The organism is Bacillus sp. GW821-FHT01G09, assembly GCF_059422205.1.
This window is the reverse complement of the sequence record NZ_JBWKWL010000002.1, coordinates 885,401-909,604: the sequence shown is the minus strand read 5'-3', so window position 1 is coordinate 909,604 and position 24,204 is coordinate 885,401. Positions and strand designations below refer to the sequence as shown.

The following is a 24,204-nucleotide window of genomic DNA, read 5'->3' as shown; positions in this document are numbered from 1 at the left end:
GCCCCCTTTTAAAAGAGGGGGCGTTTGTGTTTTCTCAGCGCTTCACCAATTCATCTGTTTCTTTTTCTTCCCTCGCTTCATGTTTCTTCCGGAAAGCCTTAAGGAAATTCGCATTCACTACTCCCCTGTTTGAATAAAGCTTTTCGCAAAATTCTAACATGGCTGTTGACGCTTTCGGTTCGGTTAATATCATGAAGTGGTTGCTTGAATCGACATCCACCAGGTGGAAATGGGGAATTTGCCGCTCCCATTCCTCCCAATAGGCAGCTTGATCAAACGGTTCTTTTTCATTTGATAAAGTGAAATAAGTGTCTAAATCACCAAAGAAAGACCTGCTTTTGTTGCGGAAATAATAACATTTTACCGTCTCAGGATCAGGGAGAGGCTTAACAGTGTACGACTCCAAATCATAGGCGCGCTGTGTTTTCATCATTTGCTGAGCCTGCGCACGTATTTGCTTATCTGGTTTGTTTAGCCCTCGTTCTTTTGCCAAGTCAATCAACTCAGACAGGAATTCTTCATCCTCTAAGCTTATGTCCACCTCTTCACGGCTGATGAGAACATCCGTAAGTTTTTCCCGTTTCGCAATCGATGCCAGCATCGTATTAATTGTTTGCAGCATTGACGTTTTCATAGATGCCTCATTCTCTTTTGTCTCAGAACGATATGGGGAGTCAATCATCACCATGCTTTTGACAGCAAGGCCTTGGCTTTGCAGCTGGCGAGTGACTTCATATGCAATCATCCCGCCTAAGGAATATCCGCCTACATCATAAGGACCTTCAGGCTGTATGGATCGAATGATCTCTATATAATAGGAAGCCATTTGTTCAATTCCGTGCAAAGGAGCAGAATCAGTCATGAATCCTCTGGCTTGAATGCCGTAAAAAGGGCGCTGGCTCTTTTGTGCAAATTGCTGATAGATTTCAACTCCTCCTACTCCGCCATGGAACCAAAAGACAGGGCGCCCCCGCTTGCCGTCATTTAACGGTATCAATTCCGGAAACGTGCGAGCTTGATCATTTTGTAAGGATGTATCCTCCTTTTTCTTTGCGATCAAGTCCATCATGTCCTGAACAGTATGGCATGCTTGAAGCTCCGTCAAGGCAATGAGAGGGTCCACCTTTGATTGCAATTGCTGTAATAACTGTATGCAAGAAATTGAATCAAATCCATACTGCTGCAATGGCTTATGAGGCTGCAGTTCATCCGGAGCCATCCCTAGTACATTTGCTAATATGTGATGATCGCTGCTGTTGTTGATACGCTCATCCTGTGAAACAGAAGGCGTATTCTCTACTGCTTGAAAGCCGTTCCAGCAGCTTCTCTTTTCAAATGGATAGGTTGGCAACGGTATTCTGCGGGCACCTTTTCCTTGATAAAGCTTTTCCCATGGGATTTGCACCCCTTTTGTCCAGCAAAACGCGATCTTTTCAAGGTTGTTTTCAGACAACAAAGTCTCGATCACCATTTCTCTTAATGGACCATCCAGCAAGGCTTCGAGATCTGACGAGCCATTTTCTGCATTTCCGCTAAAGACAGGTACAGAACTCTTCGGCTTATCGCCTTTTTCCGCAGCTAAGCAGGCTTGCAAGCCGATTACCAGTTCTTCTTTACTGCGGACGACGAGCGCCAGGCGGTCTTCCATTTCCTCTCGGCCGGTTTGGAGTGTATAAGCATAATCTTGTAATGACAGTTCTTGTTGTTTATTCAGATAGTCAAGCTGCTGTTGAACAATTGCTTTTAGCCTGTCTTGATTCTTTGCAGAAAGAACTACAATGTGGGCACCATTCTCACTCATACTAACCGGTGGTTTTGGTAAAGGAATATATTCTTCTAAAATGACGTGCGCATTTACGCCTCCAAAGCTATAGCTGTTGATACTCGCTCTGCGCGGAACTTTTTTGCCTGCAGCGTCACTTAAATCCCCCCATTGCTGATTCTCGGCAGTCACTCGGAAACGGGTGCCCTTTAATGACACCTGGTCATTCAAAGACGAAAATCCGGATAGGCCTGGTATTGTTTGATGCTTCATCGCCATGCTGACCTTCATAAGAGCAGCCATGCCTGAGACGAGTTCACCGTGTCCGATGCTCGGCTTTAAGCTGCTGATATAACATGGCGCTTCCTCCCGTACTTCCTGTGGAAGTTCCAATTCGAGCTGACTGCAGCCAGACTTTAACACCTCTATTTCTATCGCGTCTGCCAATGGAGAGGCGATCCCATGCGCTTCTATATAGGTCACCGTTTTGGGATCAATTTGTGCTCCTTGATAAGCCTTCAGCATTGCATCCTTCATGCCGGCCGGATTTGGCGCGTGAAGTGACATTCCCCTGCCGCCATGCGATACACCTGAACCTTTAATAACCGAATAAATATGATCAGAATCTTCAATGGCTTTTTGCAATGGTTTAATGATGAGAACTCCTGCTCCTTCACTTCTGACAAAGCCATTTGCACCTGCTTGAAAGGATTTGGCCTGTCCTTTCTCACTCAAATAGCCCATTGAGTCGAAGCCAATAAAGCCTTTTGGTGAAAGCAGCAAATTCACAGCCCCGACAATGGCTTGCTCACATTCGCCGTTTCGAATGGATTGTATAGCTCTGTGCAAAGCCACTAGAGCTGAGGAACAGGCAGCTTCATAATATTCACTTGGCCCTTTTACATCAAGTGCATAGGATATACGGTTTGGAATTAGGGAAGGAATCACAGCTGTATCCGTATTGCCGGCTGCGACAAATACTCCTGTCGGGCGGCTGGATACAACCTGCCCTGTTAAGCCTGCATCTTCCATCGCCTTCCATGCATGTATCAAAAGCAGAAACTCCTGTGGGTCCATATTCGCCGCTTCTTTAGGCGATATGCCAAAAAACAGGGGATCAAACTCACCTATTCCTTCTATAAAACCGCCCCATTGAAGGCTTGATTGCCCTTCCTTATCGGCTGCGGCATATTTGCGCCAGTCCCAGCGTTCTTTCGGCACTTCAGAGACACAGTTCTTTCCTTGGATAAGGTTATCCCAAAATTCCGTTACGCTGTTTGCTTTCGGAAACTGTCCCGACATGCCGATAATGGCTATGCCGTCTGCCGCGTGTTCGATTGTTTTATCCGTGTTCGACTCGTATGCCGGAATCTGTTTCATTTGGTTTTCGATTTGAGCTGAGCGTTCTTCCTGCTGATGAGCTTCACCAAACAGCTGAGCAAATGATGCTTCATGTTTGTCCGCAAAAAAGTCGATTAGCTCTTGAATAGTCGGATATTCAAAAAACAGAGTCGGATTTAATTCGATCTTTGTCTCTGCTTCCATCTCCCTTGTCAGTGCAACCAATTGAGAAGAATCGATTCCAAAATCCATGATATGCGCTTTTGCAAGAGACAATTTTGACGGATCGGCCATGTTTACTGCCAGTTTATCTGTTACATAGCTTCTGATACGATCTTTCAGATTGCTGGCTTTGATGGCCTTATTTTGATTTCCTCTATGATTCGAAATACGAAGCTGTTTAAGCGAGTAGCCCGAGTAGTGCAGCACTGTTTCTGACGACTCATTGATCACATCTACATCAAACAGCAGCATGTCACCTGTATTCTTAACCAATGTAATCAAAAGCCAGCAATCCTCTTTTATCGTTTGCTTTGTAAACTGGATATCATTGATTCCAAACGGCAGGAAGCCGCCTGTCATGTCAAACTGCTCTAAGAAACTGAGGATAGCCAAGTACGCGCTGTTTGTCATCAGTGGGCTTACAGTGTAATGGTGCCCGTTTGCCGGCCCGCTTTGGGGCAGGCAAATTTTTGCCAGTATAGATTTGTGATCTCTGTAAAGATGAGTAATTGTCTTAAATAACTCTCCCCATTCAGGACCGTTTCCGGTTTTATACATCTGATCGATGTGATGAAGCTTAGTTAATGAATGCTTAACGTTCTCGATATTGACTTTTTTGGGCTCAAAAGAACCGATTCCGCATTGTCCGATTGCGGCAGGCTTCCACAAACCAGAGGACGGCTCGCGATACATGATTTGCAGTTCTATGACTTGATCTTTTTGCAGCGGCTTTGCCTGAAGTTCAATGGTCTCGCCTTGTTTGATGACAATTGGACTGATATAACTTAATTTGCTGATACGGCCGCTGTTTTCCTCAGGGAACAGGTTAAAAAATGCTTCAATGGCCAGACTGCCATATGTGGCACCGACAAGCACCCGTTCATTGTTGAAGACGTGTCCTTGAACGTAAGGCTCATCATAAGTGAATTGATCTTGAATGACCGGCTGATTGATATTGTCTTCAACATCTGACGATTTCTCATTGATAGACGATACATCGAAATGAAATGATGTATTATGGTCAAATGCATAGTGAGGCAGATGAATCCAGCCTGATCGGTTCCCTATATCAGCTTCTTTAAAAGCAATCGATGCCCCTTGTGCCCATTGCTCTGCTGCGTTTATTTCTCTATCCTTAGATGCTGATTCCGGCCATGGCAGTAAATCGAATGATGTATAGATGCCTTGCTGGAGTGAGCTTTCTCTTGATGTTCGGAACACCTTTAGTTTCTCGATCAGCTCTTGAGTCGATGTCACTGTAAATGCAGCCCTATGCTCTAAATTATGGTTTCTCCTGTGTAAAGCCTGTACAACGGGTTCAATATCCAGAGAAGCTTCCTTCTCTAAAAACAATTGCATATTTTCTAGATAGCTAAGCAGGCTCCATTTTGTTTTGGCTGAAAAAACGGCAGTGAATTCCTGCTGGCGGAGAGCGATATGTTCTTTCTCAGGGGCCGTCTCCATATATTCTTCTATAATAAGATTGGCATAGGCTCCCCCCGCTCCGAAGGAATTGATCATGCTTCTGCGAGGCAATTGTTTACCAGTTTCAGGATCATTCAAGCGATGCCATGGCTCTGTTTGTTCCTGAAGATAGAAAGCCGTGTGTTCCAGCTTAATATTTGGATTGACAGGCATCGCGTTAATTGTCGGCACCATCGTCCCTTTCTTCATCTGCAGCAGCACTTTTGTCAGCTGAGAAATACCGGAAGCCGCCTCTAAATGCCCCAGATTGGATTTGACAGAGCCTATCGCACAAAACTGTTTCTTGTTTGTATATTGTTGAAACGCGTTTGTTAAGGCAATTACTTCAATAGGATCGCCCAGCGCCGAACCATTTGCCGCCGATTCAATATAGCCGATAGTCTCTGGATCAATGCCCGACTGCTGAATCGACTTGACAATTAACTTTGCTTGCTGCTTCGGGTCCGGAGCTGTATACATCTGTCTTCCGCCGCTATGGTTGGCAAAACTGCTTTTGATCACAGCGTAAATATGATCCTGATCTTCCATCGCCTTCGAAAGCGGTTTTAACAGGACAGCTCCGACGCCTTCCCCGGGAATAAGCCCGTTTCCGGTGCCAAAACTTTTGCTTTGATTGCCGCTTCCCAGCAGATTGGCACGCTCCAAAGAATCATATTTAGAGAGATCGAGTGTTAAATTGACGCCTCCAGCAATCGCCATTGAGCAGTTTTTCAATTTCAGGCTTTCACACGCAAGATGTATGGCGTTTAATGAACTAGAGCATGCTGAGCTGACAGCGATACTCGGTCCGGTCAGGTTAAAAAAGTGGGAAACGCGATTTGCAATGTGCCAGTCTCCCCCATTTGAGCTGAGGACTGCCTGCTCTAAAGATGGGATATTCCAAAAATACTGGTTATACATATTCCCTATAAAAACACCTACTCCGTCATCTTCCCGCAATTTATCCAGCCGGGTTCGCGTATAGCCGCCGTCCTCAAACGTTTCCCAGACGGTTTCTAAACATAAACGGAGTTCCGGTGTCATTTCCATCACCCGGTTTTGCTCCACCTCAAAAAGCTGATGGTCAAATGCCTCTATATCTTGTAAAAATCCGCCATAGCGTTTCTTATTTGCCGGCTTTTTTGGATCTTTTGATAATGTTTTCAATAAAGATGTGCGCCATCTGGATTCCGGTGCCTCTGTAATACAATTGTCTCCGGCGATTAAATGCCCCCAAAGCTCTTCTAAACTGTTAGACATCGGATAGCGCCCGCTTACCCCGATTATTGCGATATCTTCTGTACTAGAATCATTAAAATGTGTTCCTTGCAAATTACTTGTCTTTTCTTTTTTTGGTGGTTCGGTATTTGCTAGCTGAGTTTCAGTGACTTCCTGCTCTGTAACAAAGCGGCGTGTATGAAAAGTAAATGGCTTATTAGGATCTGTACGCTCTGTTTGAAGTGGAGCTTCATTTTTTGCAGGCTTCGTTTTTTCCTTTAACAATGCTGTCCGGAGCTTATTTTCATGCCCCTTTACTAAATATTCGACGAGTTCTTTTGTGTTGTTATGTTCAAATAAAATGGTTTTTGGAAGCTCTCCCGTCACTTTTTCTAATTCACGAATGAAATTCACCTGCAAAATCGAATCAATTCCATACTTCTCAAATGTCGTATCTTCGTGAATACGTTCTGGTGATAGTTTGATTGATTTTGCCAGCGTATGCTTCACAAATTGTGCCGTTTGTTCGATGAGAGAATCGCTTTCCTGTGAATGATCGATTTCAGCATTCATTTGTATATGGCTTGGATCTTCTTCTGCCTCCGTTCTCTTCTTTTGACGGACGACTCCGTTACTTTCAGCGGCAATGATCTGCTGGCCGAGCTGATGCGATTGTTCAGCCATAAAGGAAACATAGCGAAATCCTTCACTCTCAAGCACCGTTTTCCAAGTATCCGGATACAGGCCCGGACAGCCCGGTATGCGAAGATCAGGGTCCTCATACAGCCACCAGCCTTCCAAAAGGCCGAACGTCAAATGCGAGTATATATTATGATCACTTATTTCATTTAAAAGGAGCAGCCCGTTTTTTTTCAAAACTGCTTTTGCATTTCGCAATGTCTGCCGGATATTTTTTGTGGCATGAAGCACATTTGCCGCGATGACCGCGTCGTAGCCTCCCGCATCAATATGCTGTTCAGACGCCGGCTCCTCGACATTAAATCGTTTATATGTCAAATATGGATTGTCAGGACCATACTTATTTTCTGCATGCATTAAAAAAGCTTTAGACAGATCTGTATAACAATATTCTTTTATATGTGTCTGCCATGCTTTCAATTTTTGAAAAACAGACGCGCTTGTCCCGCCGGTCCCGGCTCCGATTTCTAATATTCGAATCTTCGCCTCAGGCTCTTGCTTCAGACGTTCTTGCAGATAGGCTGTTAACGTATCTGCAAGAACATCATTAAAATAGTCTGCGACTTGATTGTTTTTATAGACCCCTTCTACTAAATCCATAGATGAATTCGGAAACAGGATATCGGTGGCTGACGCCTTGCCGGTCAGAATCTCCGGCAAGGCTTTAAGTGCTGTCTCCACCAATGTCACCATGGCTTTCATATTATGATCTTGAAGCAGGTCAGATTTTTGTTCATTCCATTCTTTCCACAGCTCGCTCATGGTGCCTATTGAGCGTGTTGGAACATATCCGTTCTCCGTTAGCTTGAGAAATTGATGCCGTTCTAAAATCGATTGGCTTTCTTCAAACCATCTGCCATAGAAATTCTCCAATACCGGCTGGGATTTACTTTCTGTGAAAAACCCTATGGACTGTAATTGTGCGAAAAGCATTTTACAGAGAATGTCTTCTGTGTTCAGCATTGGCGCTTCCCCTCCTATAACAGTTGTTGAATCTTTGTGCTGTCACCCGGGTGATAGCTTCGCAGCTTTTGAATGGCTGAGCCGTGAGTTTCCGGGTACACTTCAATCGTTTCTTCTGTCTGTTCTGCTTCATCATTCGTTTCGTTTGCCATTTTCATCATCACTAGCTGCTTCAACGGTCCCCCGAGCAGCAATTCCAAAGCTTCCATTGCTTCAGGGGCTTCAATTGAGCCTATGCCTGCCTGAGCCATTCTCTTCTGGTAATCCGGTGATGAAACAACACCAATGCTTCCCCAATAACTCCAATTCATCACGGCCACTGTACAAGGCCATACTTGAGAAAGCCGTTGTGCAAAAGCATCCTTAAAACTGCAGCCCGCAGCGTAGTTGCTTTGTCCGGAAGCTCTTGCAAACGATTGTACGGAAGAGAAAAACAAAACAAAATCCAGTGGTTCATGCCGGAAAACTTGGGCCATTCGCACGCTTACATCAACTTTTGCAGCAAGAACGTTTCTGAAACATTCCTCACTCATATTCATCAGGCTTCGGTCTTGTAAGACAATCGCAGAATGAATGACACCGTTGATTTCTCGATGCGTTTGTTTCATTGTTTCATACGCGCGTTCTAATTCCTCTCGGTTAGCCGCATCTGCTTGAATGTAATACGGGGCTGGCCCTAGACGTGCAAGTCTGTCCAGCTTGCTTTGAATGGCTGCATCCTTTTTCCTTCTGCCAATCCAAACGATCTGCGCCTGATATGTTCTGATCATATATTCACTCCACGCCTCACCAATACCGCCAGCTCCGCCTATGACAACATAAACACCTCCGTGCTTATACTTCGTGTGCACCGGTTGATTGTTGTGTACTGGAATCAAACGAAGCTTATGCCAGACCTTGTCTCGATAGGCCCACGTATTCCCTTCTTGATCGGCAGGCAAGGAAAGGAGTTGAGATAACGGCAAGTCTTCGTATTTTTTAACATCGATCAGCTTTATCTGCCAATTTGGATATTCTTTTGACATTGAACCGATCAGGCCGTGCACCCCGGCATCGACCGGATCGACAATATCATGCTGATCAACATATTGTGTGTTCACCGTCACGACCGTCCAGCTTATCTCCTTCTGTCCATAGCCTAAAGAAAGCATTGCCTTAATGAGCCTATACATTTGAATGACGCCTTGATCTTGGGCTTCAATCATTTCATCGCCGACTTCGCACTCTGTCACACGAGAAGGAGACATCCACACGATGTGGTCAAACGATCCGAGTGCTTCAAGCTGTCCTGCAATTCTATGAATTGATGCGTTCGGCTCAATGGACAGCTCCTTGGCAAATGGGATCTGCCTTTGAACAGCTTTTCTGCTGTTGTCATCCCCTCCGAGGATGACAACACGCTCATCAGCAGGCGAAATGATCCTCTTCTCCAGCTGCACTCGATCCCATATCGGCGCCATAAGAAGCGCTCCGTTAAGAGTTGCTTTGGAGTTTCCTAGTGATGTCGGCCCGTCTGGCGGTTGTATGCCTTCTTCCAGCAGCCTTGAGGTAATCCCCTTGATTCTTACACACACTCGGCCTTGTTCATCACACAAATCAATATCCAGTCTCTGTATTTTGTCCTCATTAGGACGAGATGTCACAGACACCCACATTTTATTTGTACACGGGCTGAATATTTCTAGCTCTTGCAGCGCAAAAGGCAGAGAAAGCTGCTCGTCACTGGAATTCAGCTTTAGCCCGATCGACGCTTGTAAAGCAGAATCGGCCATACTTGGATGAAGAACGAATTCATTCAGTGTGTGAGTTACACCAGCAGGCAGAGAAAGCTCTGCCAAGGCTTGATTGCGGCCGATGTAAAGCCGAGCTATCCCTTGAAAACCAGGTCCGTAGTCAATGCCGATCGCCTTAAACAATTCATAACATTGGTCGTGTGAGAGTGTGCTTAAACTGCATTGGTCTTGAAGCACGCTGATATCCTGGACTGGAATGTCTCCTGCCCTGCGGATTGAAGCACTGCCTTGACAATGTATCTTTCGATCATTGTGTGCAGCCTCTGTATAGACGTTAAAAGCAATCTCGCCGTCCTGCTGGGGATTTAGACTGATATCCACTTGAACAGGCTGGCCGTCCGCCACAATCGGCTGCACCCACACAACATTTTTGATGTGAATAACAGATTGTTGATCTTCGGTTCCTCTTACCGCCCTTATAACGGCAGCATGAACCATCTCAAGATATGCCACCCCCGGCATAACCGGTTTTCCCTTCACCTTATGATCGGCGAAAAAGAACTCAGCACCTGTAAAGGCCGAGCTGAAACGCTGCTCTGACAAATCAGATGTGTTGACATGTATCAATGGATGCAAAGCTGCTGATTCGACTGTTTTTAAAGCTGTTTGATGGGCGGCTGCCTCCTCTTTCGTATCCGTTATCCAGTAGCGTTCTTTCGCAAATGGATAGGTAGGGAGGCTGATGCGTTTCGGCTGTTTGCCGTCATACAGTTTACTCCAGCCTATTTCCATGCCTTTTACCCATAAATCAAGCAGTCTTTCATATATGTGAGGCTCCCAGCTATTGTTGAGCGTTTTCTGTACTTCGTCATCTGATCTCAATGTTTGTGTGATACCTTTTTCTGCTCTGCCTCTGTACATGTACTTCGCATTGGTGCCCCCTTCTATAAAGAGGTTCAGTTTTTCCAGCAAGTCCCCAGTCGAGACAGCGATGATCCCTAGTCTCTCCTCCATTGCATCACGCCCCTCTTGGAGTGTATAAGCAATATCAGTGAGGTCACGAGCAGTGATAGATCGCTTGCTGATAAAGTCTGCTAATTGCCGGGCTTGGTCTTTCAGACGATCTTCATCCTTTGCCGACAAAATAAAGATGCCCGGGTGCTGTGCTGTCACAGCTGGTGCTGTTGCAGGATGGGTTGTTTCTTTCGGAATATATTCCTCAATGACCACGTGGGCATTGACGCCGCCTATCCCGAACGAACTGATACCTGCGCGGCGCGGCAGCTCTTGGCCGGCTTCATCACGAAGCGCCTGCCACTCTCTCGATTCCTGCACAATATAAAACGGGCTGTCATCCAGTCTGATATATGGATTAACAGTTTCACTGTACAGACTTTTGACAAGCGTTTTATGCTTGAGCTGCAATAACACTTTAATGACACCCGCCACACCGGCCGCCAGCGATAAGTGACCGATGTTTGTTTTCGCTGACCCAAGTCCGCAATGGCTGCCATGAACAGCCGGGTCCCCCGTTTTTTCATACAGCTCTTTAAATGCCGCTTTTAAGCCGTTGATTTCTACTGGATCGCCCAGCTCGGTTCCAGTCCCATGCGCTTCAATATAAGTTACGGTTCTTGGATCAATTCCCGCTTTTTCATATGCTGTTTTTACGACATCCGCCTGAGCTTTCGGATTAGGAGTCGTTAGAGAATTTGCGCGGCCACCGTGGTTTACCGCACTTCCTTTAATGACACCGTAAATATGATCACCGTCTCGTTCAGCCGCTGTCAGCTTTTTCAGAAAGAGAATGCCGGCACCTTCACTGACTGCGAATCCATCGGCTTTGTCAGAAAATGTTTTGCATCTTCCTTCTTTGCTCAGCGCCCCGGCTTTATCATAGGCGATATGGCCTTGCGGAGTTACGACCGTGTTGACCCCTCCCGCAATCGCCATTTCACAGTTTCCATTTTCAATGGCGCAAACCGCATGATGAATGGCGACCAAAGAGCTTGAGCACGCAGTGTCGATCGGTTCACTCGGTCCATGAATGTTCAGGAAATAACTGACTCTATTCGGTCCTGCAGAAGGACTCATATTCGCAGCCGCTGAGCCTTCGATGTCTACATTTGACAGAAGTGAACTGTACCCTGTGTTTCCTGTCCCGATGAAGATGCCCGTTTTGGTTCCTGCCAGGCTTCTCGCTGAGTGTCCCGCTTCTTCTACCGCCTTCCACGCATAGGTCATCAACAGGCGCTGCTGAGGCTCCATCTGCTCAGCCTCCAGCGGAGATATGCCGAAGAACAATGGATCAAAGTCAGCTACTTCATCAATAAAACCGCCCCATTTGACGTTTGTTTTATTCGCTTCTTTCAGAGGGTCTCCGTAATACTCCTGCCAATCCCAGCGGTCTTTTGGAACCTCTGTAATACAATCTGTGCCCGATGACAGGTTCTTCCAATATTCCTCAACGTCTTTTGCCTTTGGGAAAACGCCGCTCATCCCAACAATCGCAATAGGCTCAGGCTTGTGATCAGCTTCCTTTTGCATTGGTGTTATCGAAGGTTGTACAAAGCGGTTTTCAGTCGAAAACGTCATATTTTTTATATTCTGTTCGACAGGCTGCATCAGCACCTCAGCTTTGGCAGGCGTTTGAGCTGTAAAAGCATTTGGATATTCTTCTGACAGATACCCTGCAAATGCATAAACAGTTGCGTGCTCAAAGAAGATCGTAGGCGTAAGATCCAGCTTGTACTTCTCATTCAGTGTATTTGCGAATTCAGTTAACGTAATCGAATCAAATCCATATTGATTAAACTCCATGTCCGGGTCAATCTCTTCAGGTTTGATTTTGAGCAATTGAGAGATTGTTTGCTTTAAAACTTCTTGAATGTGGTCAAACATATTCCCTTGATCCATTCTTGCTTCAGATGTCACCGGTACTTGCACTGTTTTCATTGGTACATCATCAGAAGACGGCTTTTGAGTCAGCTTTTCCCTCATCATGTCTTTGATTCCTTCCATGACGATGACTTGATCTTTGCCAAATGCCAAAGCTTTATACAGCGCTTGAATGCCGGTCTCGGTCCGCATTGGAGTCACACCTGTGTTTTTCAACGTCATGTTTTCAATTTCTTTATTCGCGCGCATGCCGCCTTCTTTCCAGAGCGGCCAATTGATTGACAACGTTTGTCCGTGCCTGTACATGGCGGTTACAAGCGCATTCCGATAAGCAGCATAACTGTCCATAAATGCATTAGCCATTGCATAATCGGCCTGTCCCGCGCTGCCGGCAACACTTGATATTGAAGAAAAGAGGATAAAGAAATCTAACGCAAGATGCTCGGTTGCCTCATCCACATTCACAAGCCCTTTCACCTTAGGAGCGAGAACTTGTGTCAGCTCTTCATTGGTTTTGCTCATAAGATAGTTATCTTTAATCAGCCCAGCGGTGTGAATGACACCATTCAAGTCTTCGTAATCAGACGTAATGCTTGTGATAAGCTCGGAGGCTGCTTCCGTTTGTGTCACGTCAACCTGCCTGTATTCTGCGCGAGCCCCTAATTGCTGAAGTTCGTTAAGCTCCGCCTGCTGATCCGCATTCAACTCGGATCTGCCTGTCAGAATGAGCACAGGCTGTTCGGCTTGACGAGCAATCTCTTTTGCAAAAATAAACCCAAGTCCTCCTGCGCCGCCCGTGATGAGGTATACACCTTTATCTCTCCATGGCATGCTTATTTCCCGATCATCTATTTGCATTTCATCCAGATCATTGATGTACCGTTTGCCTTTTTCATATTTGATGTGCTGATCTTCTGTGTGCCTTTTATTCTCTTTCAGTTTTTCTATCATACTTTCAATATTTTCATGTGAATCGATTTCAATCGTCTGGCCGATTAGTTTTTTATTCTCCAAGCCGGCAGTTTTAAGGAGCGCCGATAGCCCTGAGAATGAGTACTGCTTTCTTTGTGCAGAGGTAAGCAGCTGGATCAGAACATTGCCCTGAGGTCTGCTTTTGAGAAGACCCTGGACCGTCTCAAGCGCTTGTTCGGCATAATCTTGGAACCTCTCTGCAAGTCCTTCGCGGAATGACTCCAAAACGATGCATTCCGCTCCTGTCAATCTTGATTCAATGCGATCTTTTGAGAGGCCATTCATGTCGCAAAGCATGACAATGTGCCGTTCGTAATGAGGCTCAGGAATTTCTTTTTTAAAATCCTTAGGCACCCATTTTTCTTCAAACATCAGGGTTTCCAGCGTTTGATCAGATTCCGCCGATCCAGAGCCGCCTTCCGCTGCTCTGAAAGATAATCCTTTCATCCGTACGCAAACATTGCCGCTCTCATCTAAAATATCAATATCGCGCTTTTGCACCTTATCAGTTGCCTTGCTGCCTTGGCTGTATCTTGCGTATACCCACATTTCTGACGAACATGCTCCGAAGACTTCAAGCTCCTGGACCGCAAAAGGCAGTGTCAGCTGGTTATCCCCGGCGCCTGTCAAAATGCTTGACGCCTGCAAAGCAGAATCCATCAGCCCAGGGTGCATTTTGTATTGGCTGAGCGTATCTGCAGCTGACGGATGCAATGACAATTTTGCCAAAACAAATTGTTCAGCTGTATAGATTTTTTTCACTCCGCGATAAGCAGGACCATATTCAAATCCAATCATTCGATAGGTGTCGTATACTTCGTTTACGCTGAAATGGCTTTCCTGACACTGCTCCCGCATAGATTGCAAATCAACCGCCGGCAGACTTTCAGCAGGATTCAATACCGCGCTGCCTTGACTGTAGACGATTGACTGTTCGCCAGTAACGTCTGAATGACCATAGATTTCATAAGAGATCTCACCATTTTCTCCCGGTAAAAGCCTAATGTGTACTTGCTGCGGCTGATCCTCTACAACAATAGGCCGCACCCACACCGCATTCTTTAGCTTCATGGTACACGGTACACCTTGTACCTCTGCGGCCTGCTCAACAGCTGCCCGCGCCAATTCAAGATGAGCCACTCCCGGCAAAATCCGTTGGCCTTTCACAACATGATCAGCAAGGAAAAACTCTTCTCCCGTATAAATAGAGCTAAACCTTTGTTCCGAGAAATTCGATGTGTTTTGATGCATTAATGGATGCAGCACGGCTCCGCCAAGGCGGGAGGCTGCTTGATTTGCATCAATGCTGCCGCTTTTTTCAATATGATCAGAGATCCAATAACGGTCTTTTGCGAAAGGATACGTCGGCAAGCTGATGCGCTTTGGCAGATTCTCGCCATACAATTTCGTCCAGTCTACATCAAGCCCTTTTACCCATAATTCAAGCAATTTTGCATACTTTCCCCGTTCCATCCATTTCTCGACGGCTTCTTGAATCTCTTCGTCCTCTGTCAGCATTTGGAGTGTGCCTTTATCAATCCTGCCTTTAAATACATCCTCCACACCGTTTTTCTCCGCTGCAAAGTCTTTTAACTTTTGCTGTAAATCCTCAATGGAACCGGAAATAATCCCGAGACGTTCTTCCATCGCATCCCGTCCGGCTTGCAGTGTATAAGCGATTCGGGCGAGATTTACGTCACTATATGTTTGCTTATCAAGCGCATCTGCCAGCTGCTGTGCATGTTCTTTTAGCCGCGCTTTATTTTTAGCCGATAAAACGAAGATACCCGGATGTTCCGGCGTGATGGATGGTATATTCTCATCGGATGCTTCCGGAATATATTCCTCGATAATCACGTGGGCGTTTACCCCGCCGATTCCAAATGAACTGACACCTGCCCGGCGAGGAAGCTCTTCTCCCCGTTCATTTTTCAGCGCTTTCCATTCTTCCGTTTCCCGTACGATATAGAACGGACTGTTTTTCAGCTGAATGTATGGATTCACGGTTTCGCAATGCAGACTTTTCACTAAGGTTTTATGCTTAAGCTGCAATAATATTTTAATAACTCCTGCTGCACCGGCTGCCAGCGATAAGTGGCCAATGTTTGTCTTTACAGAACCTAAACCGCAGTAAGGATTGGCTGATGTGTCTCCTTCATTTACACCCAATGCTTTAAAAGCTGATTTCAAACCGTTAATTTCAACCGGGTCTCCAAGCTCCGTCCCGGTTCCGTGGGCTTCAATGTAGGTCACGGTTTTCGGATCGATTCCCGCTTTTTGATATGCCGACTGAATAACATCTGCCTGCGCCTTCGGATTGGGAGTCGTTAAAGAGGCTGCACGGCCGCCGTGATTGATTGCACTGCCTTTTATGACTCCGTAAATGTGGTCTCCCGCTTCTTCAGCCGCTTTTAATTTTTTCAGGAACAGTATGCCGGCACCTTCCCCATGCGCAAAACCATCGGCTTGATTTGAAAACGTCTTGCATTTTCCTTCTTTGCTCAGTGCTCCCGCCTTATCAAAGCTGATATACACCTCAGGAAGGATAATCGTATTTACACCGCCGGCTAATGCCATGTCACAAGTGCCTTCCTCAATTGAAGAGATGGCATGGTGGATCGCCACTAGTGAACTTGAGCACGCTGTATCAATCGGTTCGCTCGGCCCATGCAGATTAAGGAAATAACTGACCCGGTTCGGACCGACCGATGGGCTCGTATTGGCTGCCGCTGATCCTTCTATTGCCGAGTTCGCTTTAGATAGAAGAGAGCTGTATCCTGTATTTCCCGTTCCGATGAAGACGCCGGTCTTTGTGCCTGACAACCTTTTCGCCGAATAACCTGCATCTTCGATCGCTTTCCAGGCGTAAGTCAGCAGTAAGCGCTGCTGAGGTTCCATTTGTTCAGCTTCACGCGGGGAAATGCCAAAGAATAATGGATCAAAATCTGCAATTCCGTCAATAAAACCGCCCCATTTCACGTTCGTTTTATTGACTTCCTTCGCCGGATCACCTTCATATTCACGCCAATCCCAGCGATCTTTCGGGATTTCCGTCATGCAGTCTTTGCCCTCTTTTAAGATGTTCCAGTACGCCTCAACATCTTTCGCCATAGGAAAAATCCCGCTTATGCCCACAATGGCAATTGGCTCAGGCGCAGCATCACTCTGTATGGCGTTTGGCAGCATGACTTGCTGCTTTCTGCGTCTTTTAGCTTTGGCACGCACGGCTTGTTCCTGTTTCGCAGCAGGCTGAATCTTAGTCGATGTAGCGCGCACAGCAAATGTCTTCGCAAATACCGATTGATATTCTTCTGACAAATGCTTGCCAAACGCATGAATCGTCGGGTGGTCAAAAAATACGGTTGGCGTCAGCTCTAACTGATAGGCGCGATTGATATGGTTGGTGAATTCAGTCATGGAGATAGAATCAAAACCATACACCGTCATCTCGGCATGATCATCAATCGTTTCAAGCTTGACCTTTAACAGCTTGGCGATCTCTCGCTTTAACATCGCCTTTACTTTATCCAGCAAACTGTCTGTATCAATGCTATTTATTTGTTCAGTCATGTGTTCTGCTTCCTTCTTTTCCATAGGTGCGGAGGCGTTTTTTGCCAGCATGTTTTGTTTTATTTTCTGCACATCGCCTTCGATCACCATTACTTGGTTTGCCTCTGAATGAAGTGCTTGATATAATGCCTGAATTCCTTTTTCCGCCCTCATAGGAACAATACCGGCCAGTTGTACAAGCCTTTTCTCAGTTTCTTGATCGACCTGCATGCCTCCATCTCTCCATAAAGGCCAGTTTACAGAAAGCGTCTTCCCATGCCGCTGGCTGAGGTCGGCAAGCCGATTTCGATAGCCTGCATACATATCCATAAATACATTGGCTGCCGCATAGTCAGACTGGCCAATGCTCCCTAAACTTCCTGAAAGAGATGAAAAAAGAATAAAGAAGTCTAAAGGCAAATCCTTGCTCGCTTCGTCTAGATAAACAAGCCCTTTTACTTTAGGCGCCAGTACATCGTGCAGATCTTTTGCCTGTTTATTAACCAGGTAGCTGTCCTTGATGATTCCGGCACTATGAAGAATACCGTTCAGACGGCCATATCTTTTTTGAATGTCGTCAATGAGCTGATAGACTTCAATTTTATTGGTAACATCTGTTTGCCTGTAGGTGATGTCAGCCCCCTTGCTATGAAGCTCTTCCAGCTTTTTGCTTTTGCTTTCGCTAAGAGGTGAGCGGCCTGCCAGAATGACTGTCGCATTTTTCGTTTGTTCCGCAATTTCCTTTGCAAAAATATGACCTAGTCCGCCGGCACCTCCTGTAATGAGATAAACGCCATTGTCTTTCCACGGTTTGCTGCCGTCTCCTTTTGCCTGTTTGATTTCACGCCAATCAGCAATATACCGTGTCCCGTTTTGATATTTGACATATGAATCGCTGCTCATTTGATTTTCTAACAGTTTGCCAGCAATGCTTCCTCCACTTTCTTCACTGCTGACTTCAATCATTTGGCCGGTTAGTTTGGCATTTTCCTGACAAGCTGTTTTCAGCAGTCCTGTCAACCCTGAAAACAATTGCTGTTCTCCCTCGGCAGAGGTCACGATCTGAACGAGAATGCCGTCTTTCGGTTTCGTACGAATGATCTCTTGTACCTTTTTAAACACTTGTTCTGTATAATAATGGAAACGCCCATCTACTGAAGAAGGCCTTGCTTCCAGGCTGTATACATGGACATCCTCGATGGCTGCTTCAATCTGTTCTCTCGTCTCATTGTCATATTCACAGAGGAACACGAGATGCTCTGCATATTTTTTTGCAGCTAAGCCGTCAGCAGCCTTTTGTTCTTGCCAAACGGGCTGAAGCAATAAAGTTTCAGCGTTGATTTTTGATGGTTCGGTTTGTATATCTGCCTCCATCACTCTCGTCGAAAATCCTTTCAGCCGCACACAGATCATGCCATGCTCATCACATAGGTGAATATCGACTTTCTGTATCAAATCTCCTGGTTTGTTTTTCGAGTTGAATTGAACATAAACCCACATGTCAGAAACGCACTGACGAAAGACCTCAAGTTCCTCCAGGGCAAATGGCAGTGCTGCCTTAAAGTCTTCAGTGTCTGAAAGTTCCGCTCTGACGACATTTTGCAAATATTCAGCCGCCTGTAACGCCCCGTCCATTACACTTGGATGAAGAACATAATCGCCCAACGTATGTGCAACAGATTCTGGCAGTGATAATTTTGCAAGCAGCTGGCCGTCACCTTTATATACGGCCTCTACACTCTTGTAACCTGGACCGTAATCGGCGCCGATCATCCCTTCATAAAACGAGGCAGCATCCATTCTGCTTTGATCACATTGTTTCTTGATCTTAGAAAGATCCAGTGCTTTTTCTCGCTTTAACTGAATCAATTCCGCTATACCTTGGTTATATACAACTGGTTCTGCATCAGCGGATTCCGGCTCACCATACATCCGATAAGCAATGTGTCCGCCATCTTCATCGTAAAGTCCGATATTTACCTGAACCGGCTCACTTCCTGCTACAACCGGGCGAACCCACACGACATTTTTCAGCCTGATTCCAGTTTCATGATCCTCCAATCCGCCAATTCCTTGTTCTATAGCGGCTCTTGCCATTTCAAGCGTGACCGCCGCCGGCAAAATCGCCATGCCTTTAATGATATGCTCGGCAATAAAATACTCTTGTCCTGTGAAAATGGAGCTGAAACGCTGCTCTGACAGAACCGATGTATTATGGTGCACCAAAGGATGCAAACGAGATGGTTCAATTGTTGTTATAGCGCCGGTGCTGCTTTCAGGCCAGTATCGTTCTTCGGCAAAAGGGTATGTCGGCAAGCTGATGCGGCGTGGCTTTGTATTTGGATAGAGCCTGCGCCATTCAACGTGAAAACCATTTGCCCACATCTTGGCAAGCTTTCTCAATTCTTCTTTTGATATCCGTGATGAAGCCATATCATCTGCTTCAGCATTTCCAAGCAGCTGTTCAGCGGATGTCATTCTCGTTTTTTCTCCTTGAATACAGCCTTCTGCGAGCGGCTTTCCAGTCACAAAAGCTTCCAGCTGATGTTTCCATTCTTCCAGATCGTTCACTATAAAAACGATCCTGTTATCCATTGCTTCACGGCCGACTTGGAAGGTATATGCAATATCTCTTAAAGAGAAATACCTTTGCTCGTCTTGACTGATATAGGACAGCATTTCCTTCGCGTATACTTGGAGCCGTTCACTATTTTTTGCTGATATAGGAATGATGTAAGGCTGATTGCCTTCGTTTTCGGTACCTGCATCAGAAATGTTTTCATATTGCTCAAATATTGCATGGGCGTTAGTTCCGCCAAGGCCGAATGAGCTCAGAGCCGCCCGATGGACACCTGCGTGTTTCTCTAACGATTTTCGTTCACGAACAACATAAAAAGGAGAGCTTTCAAACTTTATATCCGGATTCGGCTCCTTACAGTTGATGGTCGGTGCAAGTTCATTATGGTATAAACTCATCGCAACTTTAATGCATCCGGCTAACCCCGCAGCTGTATCCAAATGGCCAATATTCGTTTTCACTGAACCAATTCCGCAAAATTGTGTTTTGTCGGTGTATTGCTTGTACACTTTATTTAGAGCAGACATTTCAATAGGATCGCCTAATTTCGTTCCCGTCCCGTGTGCTTCAATATAACTGACCGTTTCAGGATGGATCTTGGTTGTATCCAATACATGCTGTATCACTTCTGTTTGACCTTTTACACTAGGCGCATAGAAGCCTGCCTTCTCTGCCCCATCATTATTGATACCTATTCCGCGCATAATGGCATAAATATGGTCTCCGTCTTTTACGGCATCCACAGCTTTTTTCAGCAGGATGACTGCTACGCCTTCACCTCCGGCCATTCCGTCCGCCGAAGCATCGAACGCCTTCACATGCCCGTCGCTTGAAAAATTCAACCCGTTTTGGTGCACGTAGCCGATCGCTGATTGTGCGTGCAATGTTGCGCCTCCGACAAGCGCATATTGTGATTCGCCCGATGTCAGGCTTTTGTATGCTTGATATAAACCGACTAGTGATGAAGAACAGTTAGAATGAACAAAATAGCTTGGCCCTTTTAATCCGAGCTTATGTGAGATCATTGTGGGAATGGTTCCGCTTTGGGCTAAAACCCATGAGACATAGCCATCCGGTGATTCATGTCCTTCTGTTGTCTCCTTCGGCAATAACGTTCTATATGAATTGCTGCTTGCAGACATATATACACTTGTTGCCGGAATCTCCTTAGCCACATATCCTGCATCTTCAATCGCTTTCCAGGAGTGCAGCAATAAGAGGCGGAGCTGAGGGTCCATATACTCAGCATCTTTTGGCGAGATTTGAAAGAAACCGGGATCGAATAAGTCTTTCCCTTCGATCACAGATTGCACAGGCACATAGTCAGGATGCTGTATCAATTCTTCGGGAACTCCATTTGCGCGAAGCTCTTCTTCAGAAAAGAATCGTATGCTTTCTTTGCCTTCTTTGATGTGGTTCCAGAAGTCATGATGATTTTTCGCACCCGGGAACTGGCAAGATATCCCCACAATCGCAACACTGTCATCAAAATAAGGGGGAATCTTCTGTTCTAGGTGTTTTCTATCTTTTTTGATATCATAATGATCTTCATTTTGTGTCCAGGCTAGATCTGAGTTTTTCATCTCCAAAATGTATTCACTGATTGCACGGATCGTGGAAAACTCAAACAGCTCAGTAACATGAAACTCACAATCGAATTCTTTTTTGATTCGTTCAGCCACAGCTACAGCCAGAAGCGAATCGCCGCCCGCATCGAAAAATCCGTCTTCCGGCCCAAATCCGCTGACCTTGAGCGTTTCCTCCCAAATGCGCAGCACCTGATCCTCTATTTCCGTTAATTGCAAGTGATTTGGTTTCCTTCTTTTGAACACGATCTCGCGTTTTTGTAATTCTTTACGGTTCACTTTTCCGCTGGGCGATAATGGAAGCTCATCTAAGCGGATAAAGTGTGAAGGTATCATATATTCGGGCAGACTCGATTTTAGATGAAGGCGCAAATCTTTTGGATTGGCAGAGGCATGTCCGCTTTCCTCTGTATAATAAGCTGCGAGCTGTTGATGGCCCTCAAGCTGCTTCACCACTACCGCCTGATCTAAAATGCCCGGAAATTCACCCAGCTTTGTTTCTATTGCGCCCAGCTCGACGCGAAAACCGCGTATTTTGACTTGGCTGTCAATCCGTCCCAAGTATTCTATGTTGCCGTCAGGAAGCCATCTTGCTGAATCACCCGATTTATATAGCTTCGTCCCTGGTTCAAAGGGATTATCAATAAATTTTTCAGCCGTAAGCCCCGGCTTTTTAAAGTAGCCTCTTGCTAAGCCGGCTCCAGCGATGCAAAGCTCACCAGGCTTTCCGATCGGGACAGGCTTCAAATGCTGGTCCACAATATAAATTTTCGTGTTGGAAACAGGCTTTCCAATCGGTGTATGGTGACTTGCGATATCTCCTTTTCCGCATCCGAAATACGCAGCGTAAATGGAGGCTTCCGTCGGTCCGTATATATTTTCAACACGGCAGTTTTTAAAGAGCGATACCGCCTTTTTCACTAATTCTTTAGGGAAGGCTTCACCTGCAACCATCATATACTTCAGCGGACCGTCCTCTGTGAATCGCTTGTTGTCTTTCGCCATTTCTAAAAAAACATGCAGCATGGCCGGCACAAAATTAATGTGAGTCACTTTATATGTTTCAATATAATCCATGCAAAGCTGCGGTGATTTCTCCCCATTAGGCGGAAGAATCACTAGACGGCCGTCTCCAATAAACCATCCGAATAATTCTGAGATCGATACATCAAACACATAGTTCGTCTTCAATAAATATGCATCCTCAGCCGTTACAGGATAGTGAGATTCAAGAAAATTCAGGGTATTCATAATGCTCCGATGCTCTACCATAACCCCTTTAGGCTCTCCGGTGCTTCCCGATGTATAAATAATATAAGCGAGGTGTTCCGGTTTTACTTCCCGCTTTAAACCGCTGCTTTGCTGGTCTGTATAACCGTTTCGGCAAGCTAACTCGATATTGATCGCTTTTACATGGCTGCCAGTTAATCCGCTGATCCTATCATGAACGTTAGGTTGGGTGAGGACAATGGATGCCTGACTGTCTTTGAGCATGTACTCTAATCGTTCTTGCGGAAAACTTGGATCTAACGGCACATACGCTCCGCCAGCTTTCAGTATTCCTAAAATTCCGATGATCATATCAAACGAACGCTCTGCACAAATGCCAACGGGCTGTTCAGGTCCAACACCCTGATGTTGAAGGTAGACTGCCACAGATGTGCTTTTTTCATCTACTTCTTTATATGTAAGTGATCTGTCTTCAAACATCAAAGCAACCGCATCGGGGGTTTGTTTCGCTTTTTCCTCAAACACCTCATGTATACACTTTTCATTTGCGATGTTTGTCCCTGTCGCATTCCATTGTTCCAGCAAACTAGTTTGTTCTTGATTTAATTGCAAAGAGTAAGCTTCAAGCGGCAAAGACGGGTCCTCCATCATGTGCTGCGCGAGCTTCATATAGTTCTCCATCATGCTTTCAATGGAGGACAGTTCGTACAAATCAGGGTTGTACAGAAGATGAAGCACTGTTTCATTTTCTTGCTCATATATTTCGAGCGCCAGCTCAAATTCACCCTCTTGCCGAATGTCTTCAATATATTCGATGCCAAGCGTTTGATACGGTTCGAGCACTTTTTGCAAGCCTGTTGCCTGAAAAAAGTTTTGGTACAGAAAAGCTGTTTGAAAAACCGGAGAATCCGCGGCCGAGCGGTCTACATTCAGCTCTCTTACCAATGCAGGGAACGGAAACGCCGCATGATCCAGGCCGTCAGCCACTGTCAGCTGCAGTTCCCGAATAAATGCTGTTAATGGCTGAGATCCGATATTCTTGCTCCGAACAGCCATCATATTGATAAAATAACCGATTAGGGTTTCAAATCTGTCTTCTTGCCGACCCATTGTCGGAACGCCAACAATGATATCCTTTTGTTTTGTATAATGATGCAGCAACACTTTGTAAATGGAGAGAAACACAACCGATTCATTCACATGATTGGTGCGGGCAAACGATTTAATTTGATTTTTCAGGTGATGGGGGAGCAAGCTTTTATAAGCTTGCCCCTTGAATTTTCGTGATGAAGACCGCGGACGGTCAGCAGGCAAATCAAGAACTGGCAGACTCCCAGACAACTGTTCTTTCCAGTAAGCGAGATGCTCTTCCCCTTCTCTGCCAGTCAGCATCCGTTTTTCCCAATCGACAAAATCGTAATAATCAGCTGTTAATGGCTGCTGCAAGGGCTCAATCCCATTCAGCAATTGTTGATACGCTTCGAATAGCGCCGATATCAATGTCAGCATCGACACACCATCAAATATGATATGGTGAATTGTTATAAGAACAATGCATTCTTCTAACCGATGAAAAAGGTGTGTGCGCCATAACGGACCAGCTTCCAACTGGAAAGGTTCTTTTGCTTTTTCTTTTAGAAAAGGAAAGATATCTGCTGATTTCATTGCTGATATATCCTCTTCCACAAAATAAAGATCCTTTGATAACTGAACCGATTGAAATGGAATGCCATTTTCTTCTTGAATCACACTGGCTAAGATCGGATATTGTCTCTGTACAAACAGAAGGGCTTTCTTGAACGTCTCTGCATGTATTGGTTTGCTGAAGCGAAAGCATAAAGGAATATTATATGCACTCATCTCAGGAGACATTTTTTGAAGCATCCACAGCCCTTTTTGCCCTTCTGAAAGCGGGTTTTTCAACTGCCGCTTCATGCCTTTAAGATGTTCTTCCACCTCAGAAATGGTTAATTCTCCTGATCTGAAGGC

Annotated in this window: 2 protein-coding genes; both read right to left on the bottom strand. The window is 45.5% G+C overall.

What is annotated here, in order from left to right; all coding sequences use genetic code 11:
• Positions 1-34: 34 nt before the first annotated feature.
• A complete protein-coding gene (locus AC07VD_RS09795) occupies positions 35-7,669 on the bottom strand; it encodes a beta-ketoacyl synthase N-terminal-like domain-containing protein (RefSeq protein ID WP_494721720.1) in 7,635 nt (2,544 codons plus the stop codon).
• Positions 7,670-7,683: 14 nt separating this feature from the next.
• Positions 7,684-24,150 carry a non-ribosomal peptide synthetase gene (locus AC07VD_RS09790; RefSeq protein ID WP_494721744.1) on the bottom strand — a complete coding sequence of 5,489 codons (16,467 nt, stop codon included), beginning with the start codon at positions 24,148-24,150 and terminating at the stop codon, positions 7,684-7,686.
• Positions 24,151-24,204 lie beyond the last annotated feature (54 nt).

What these genes read in the sequence shown, in the direction of transcription:
- AC07VD_RS09795 (WP_494721720.1), bottom strand. Translation starts at nt 7,669, where the DNA reads ATGCTGAACACAGAAGACATTCTCTGTAAAATGCTTTTCGCACAATTA.
- AC07VD_RS09790 (WP_494721744.1), bottom strand. Translation starts at nt 24,150, where the DNA reads ATGAAGCGGCAGTTGAAAAACCCGCTTTCAGAAGGGCAAAAAGGGCTG.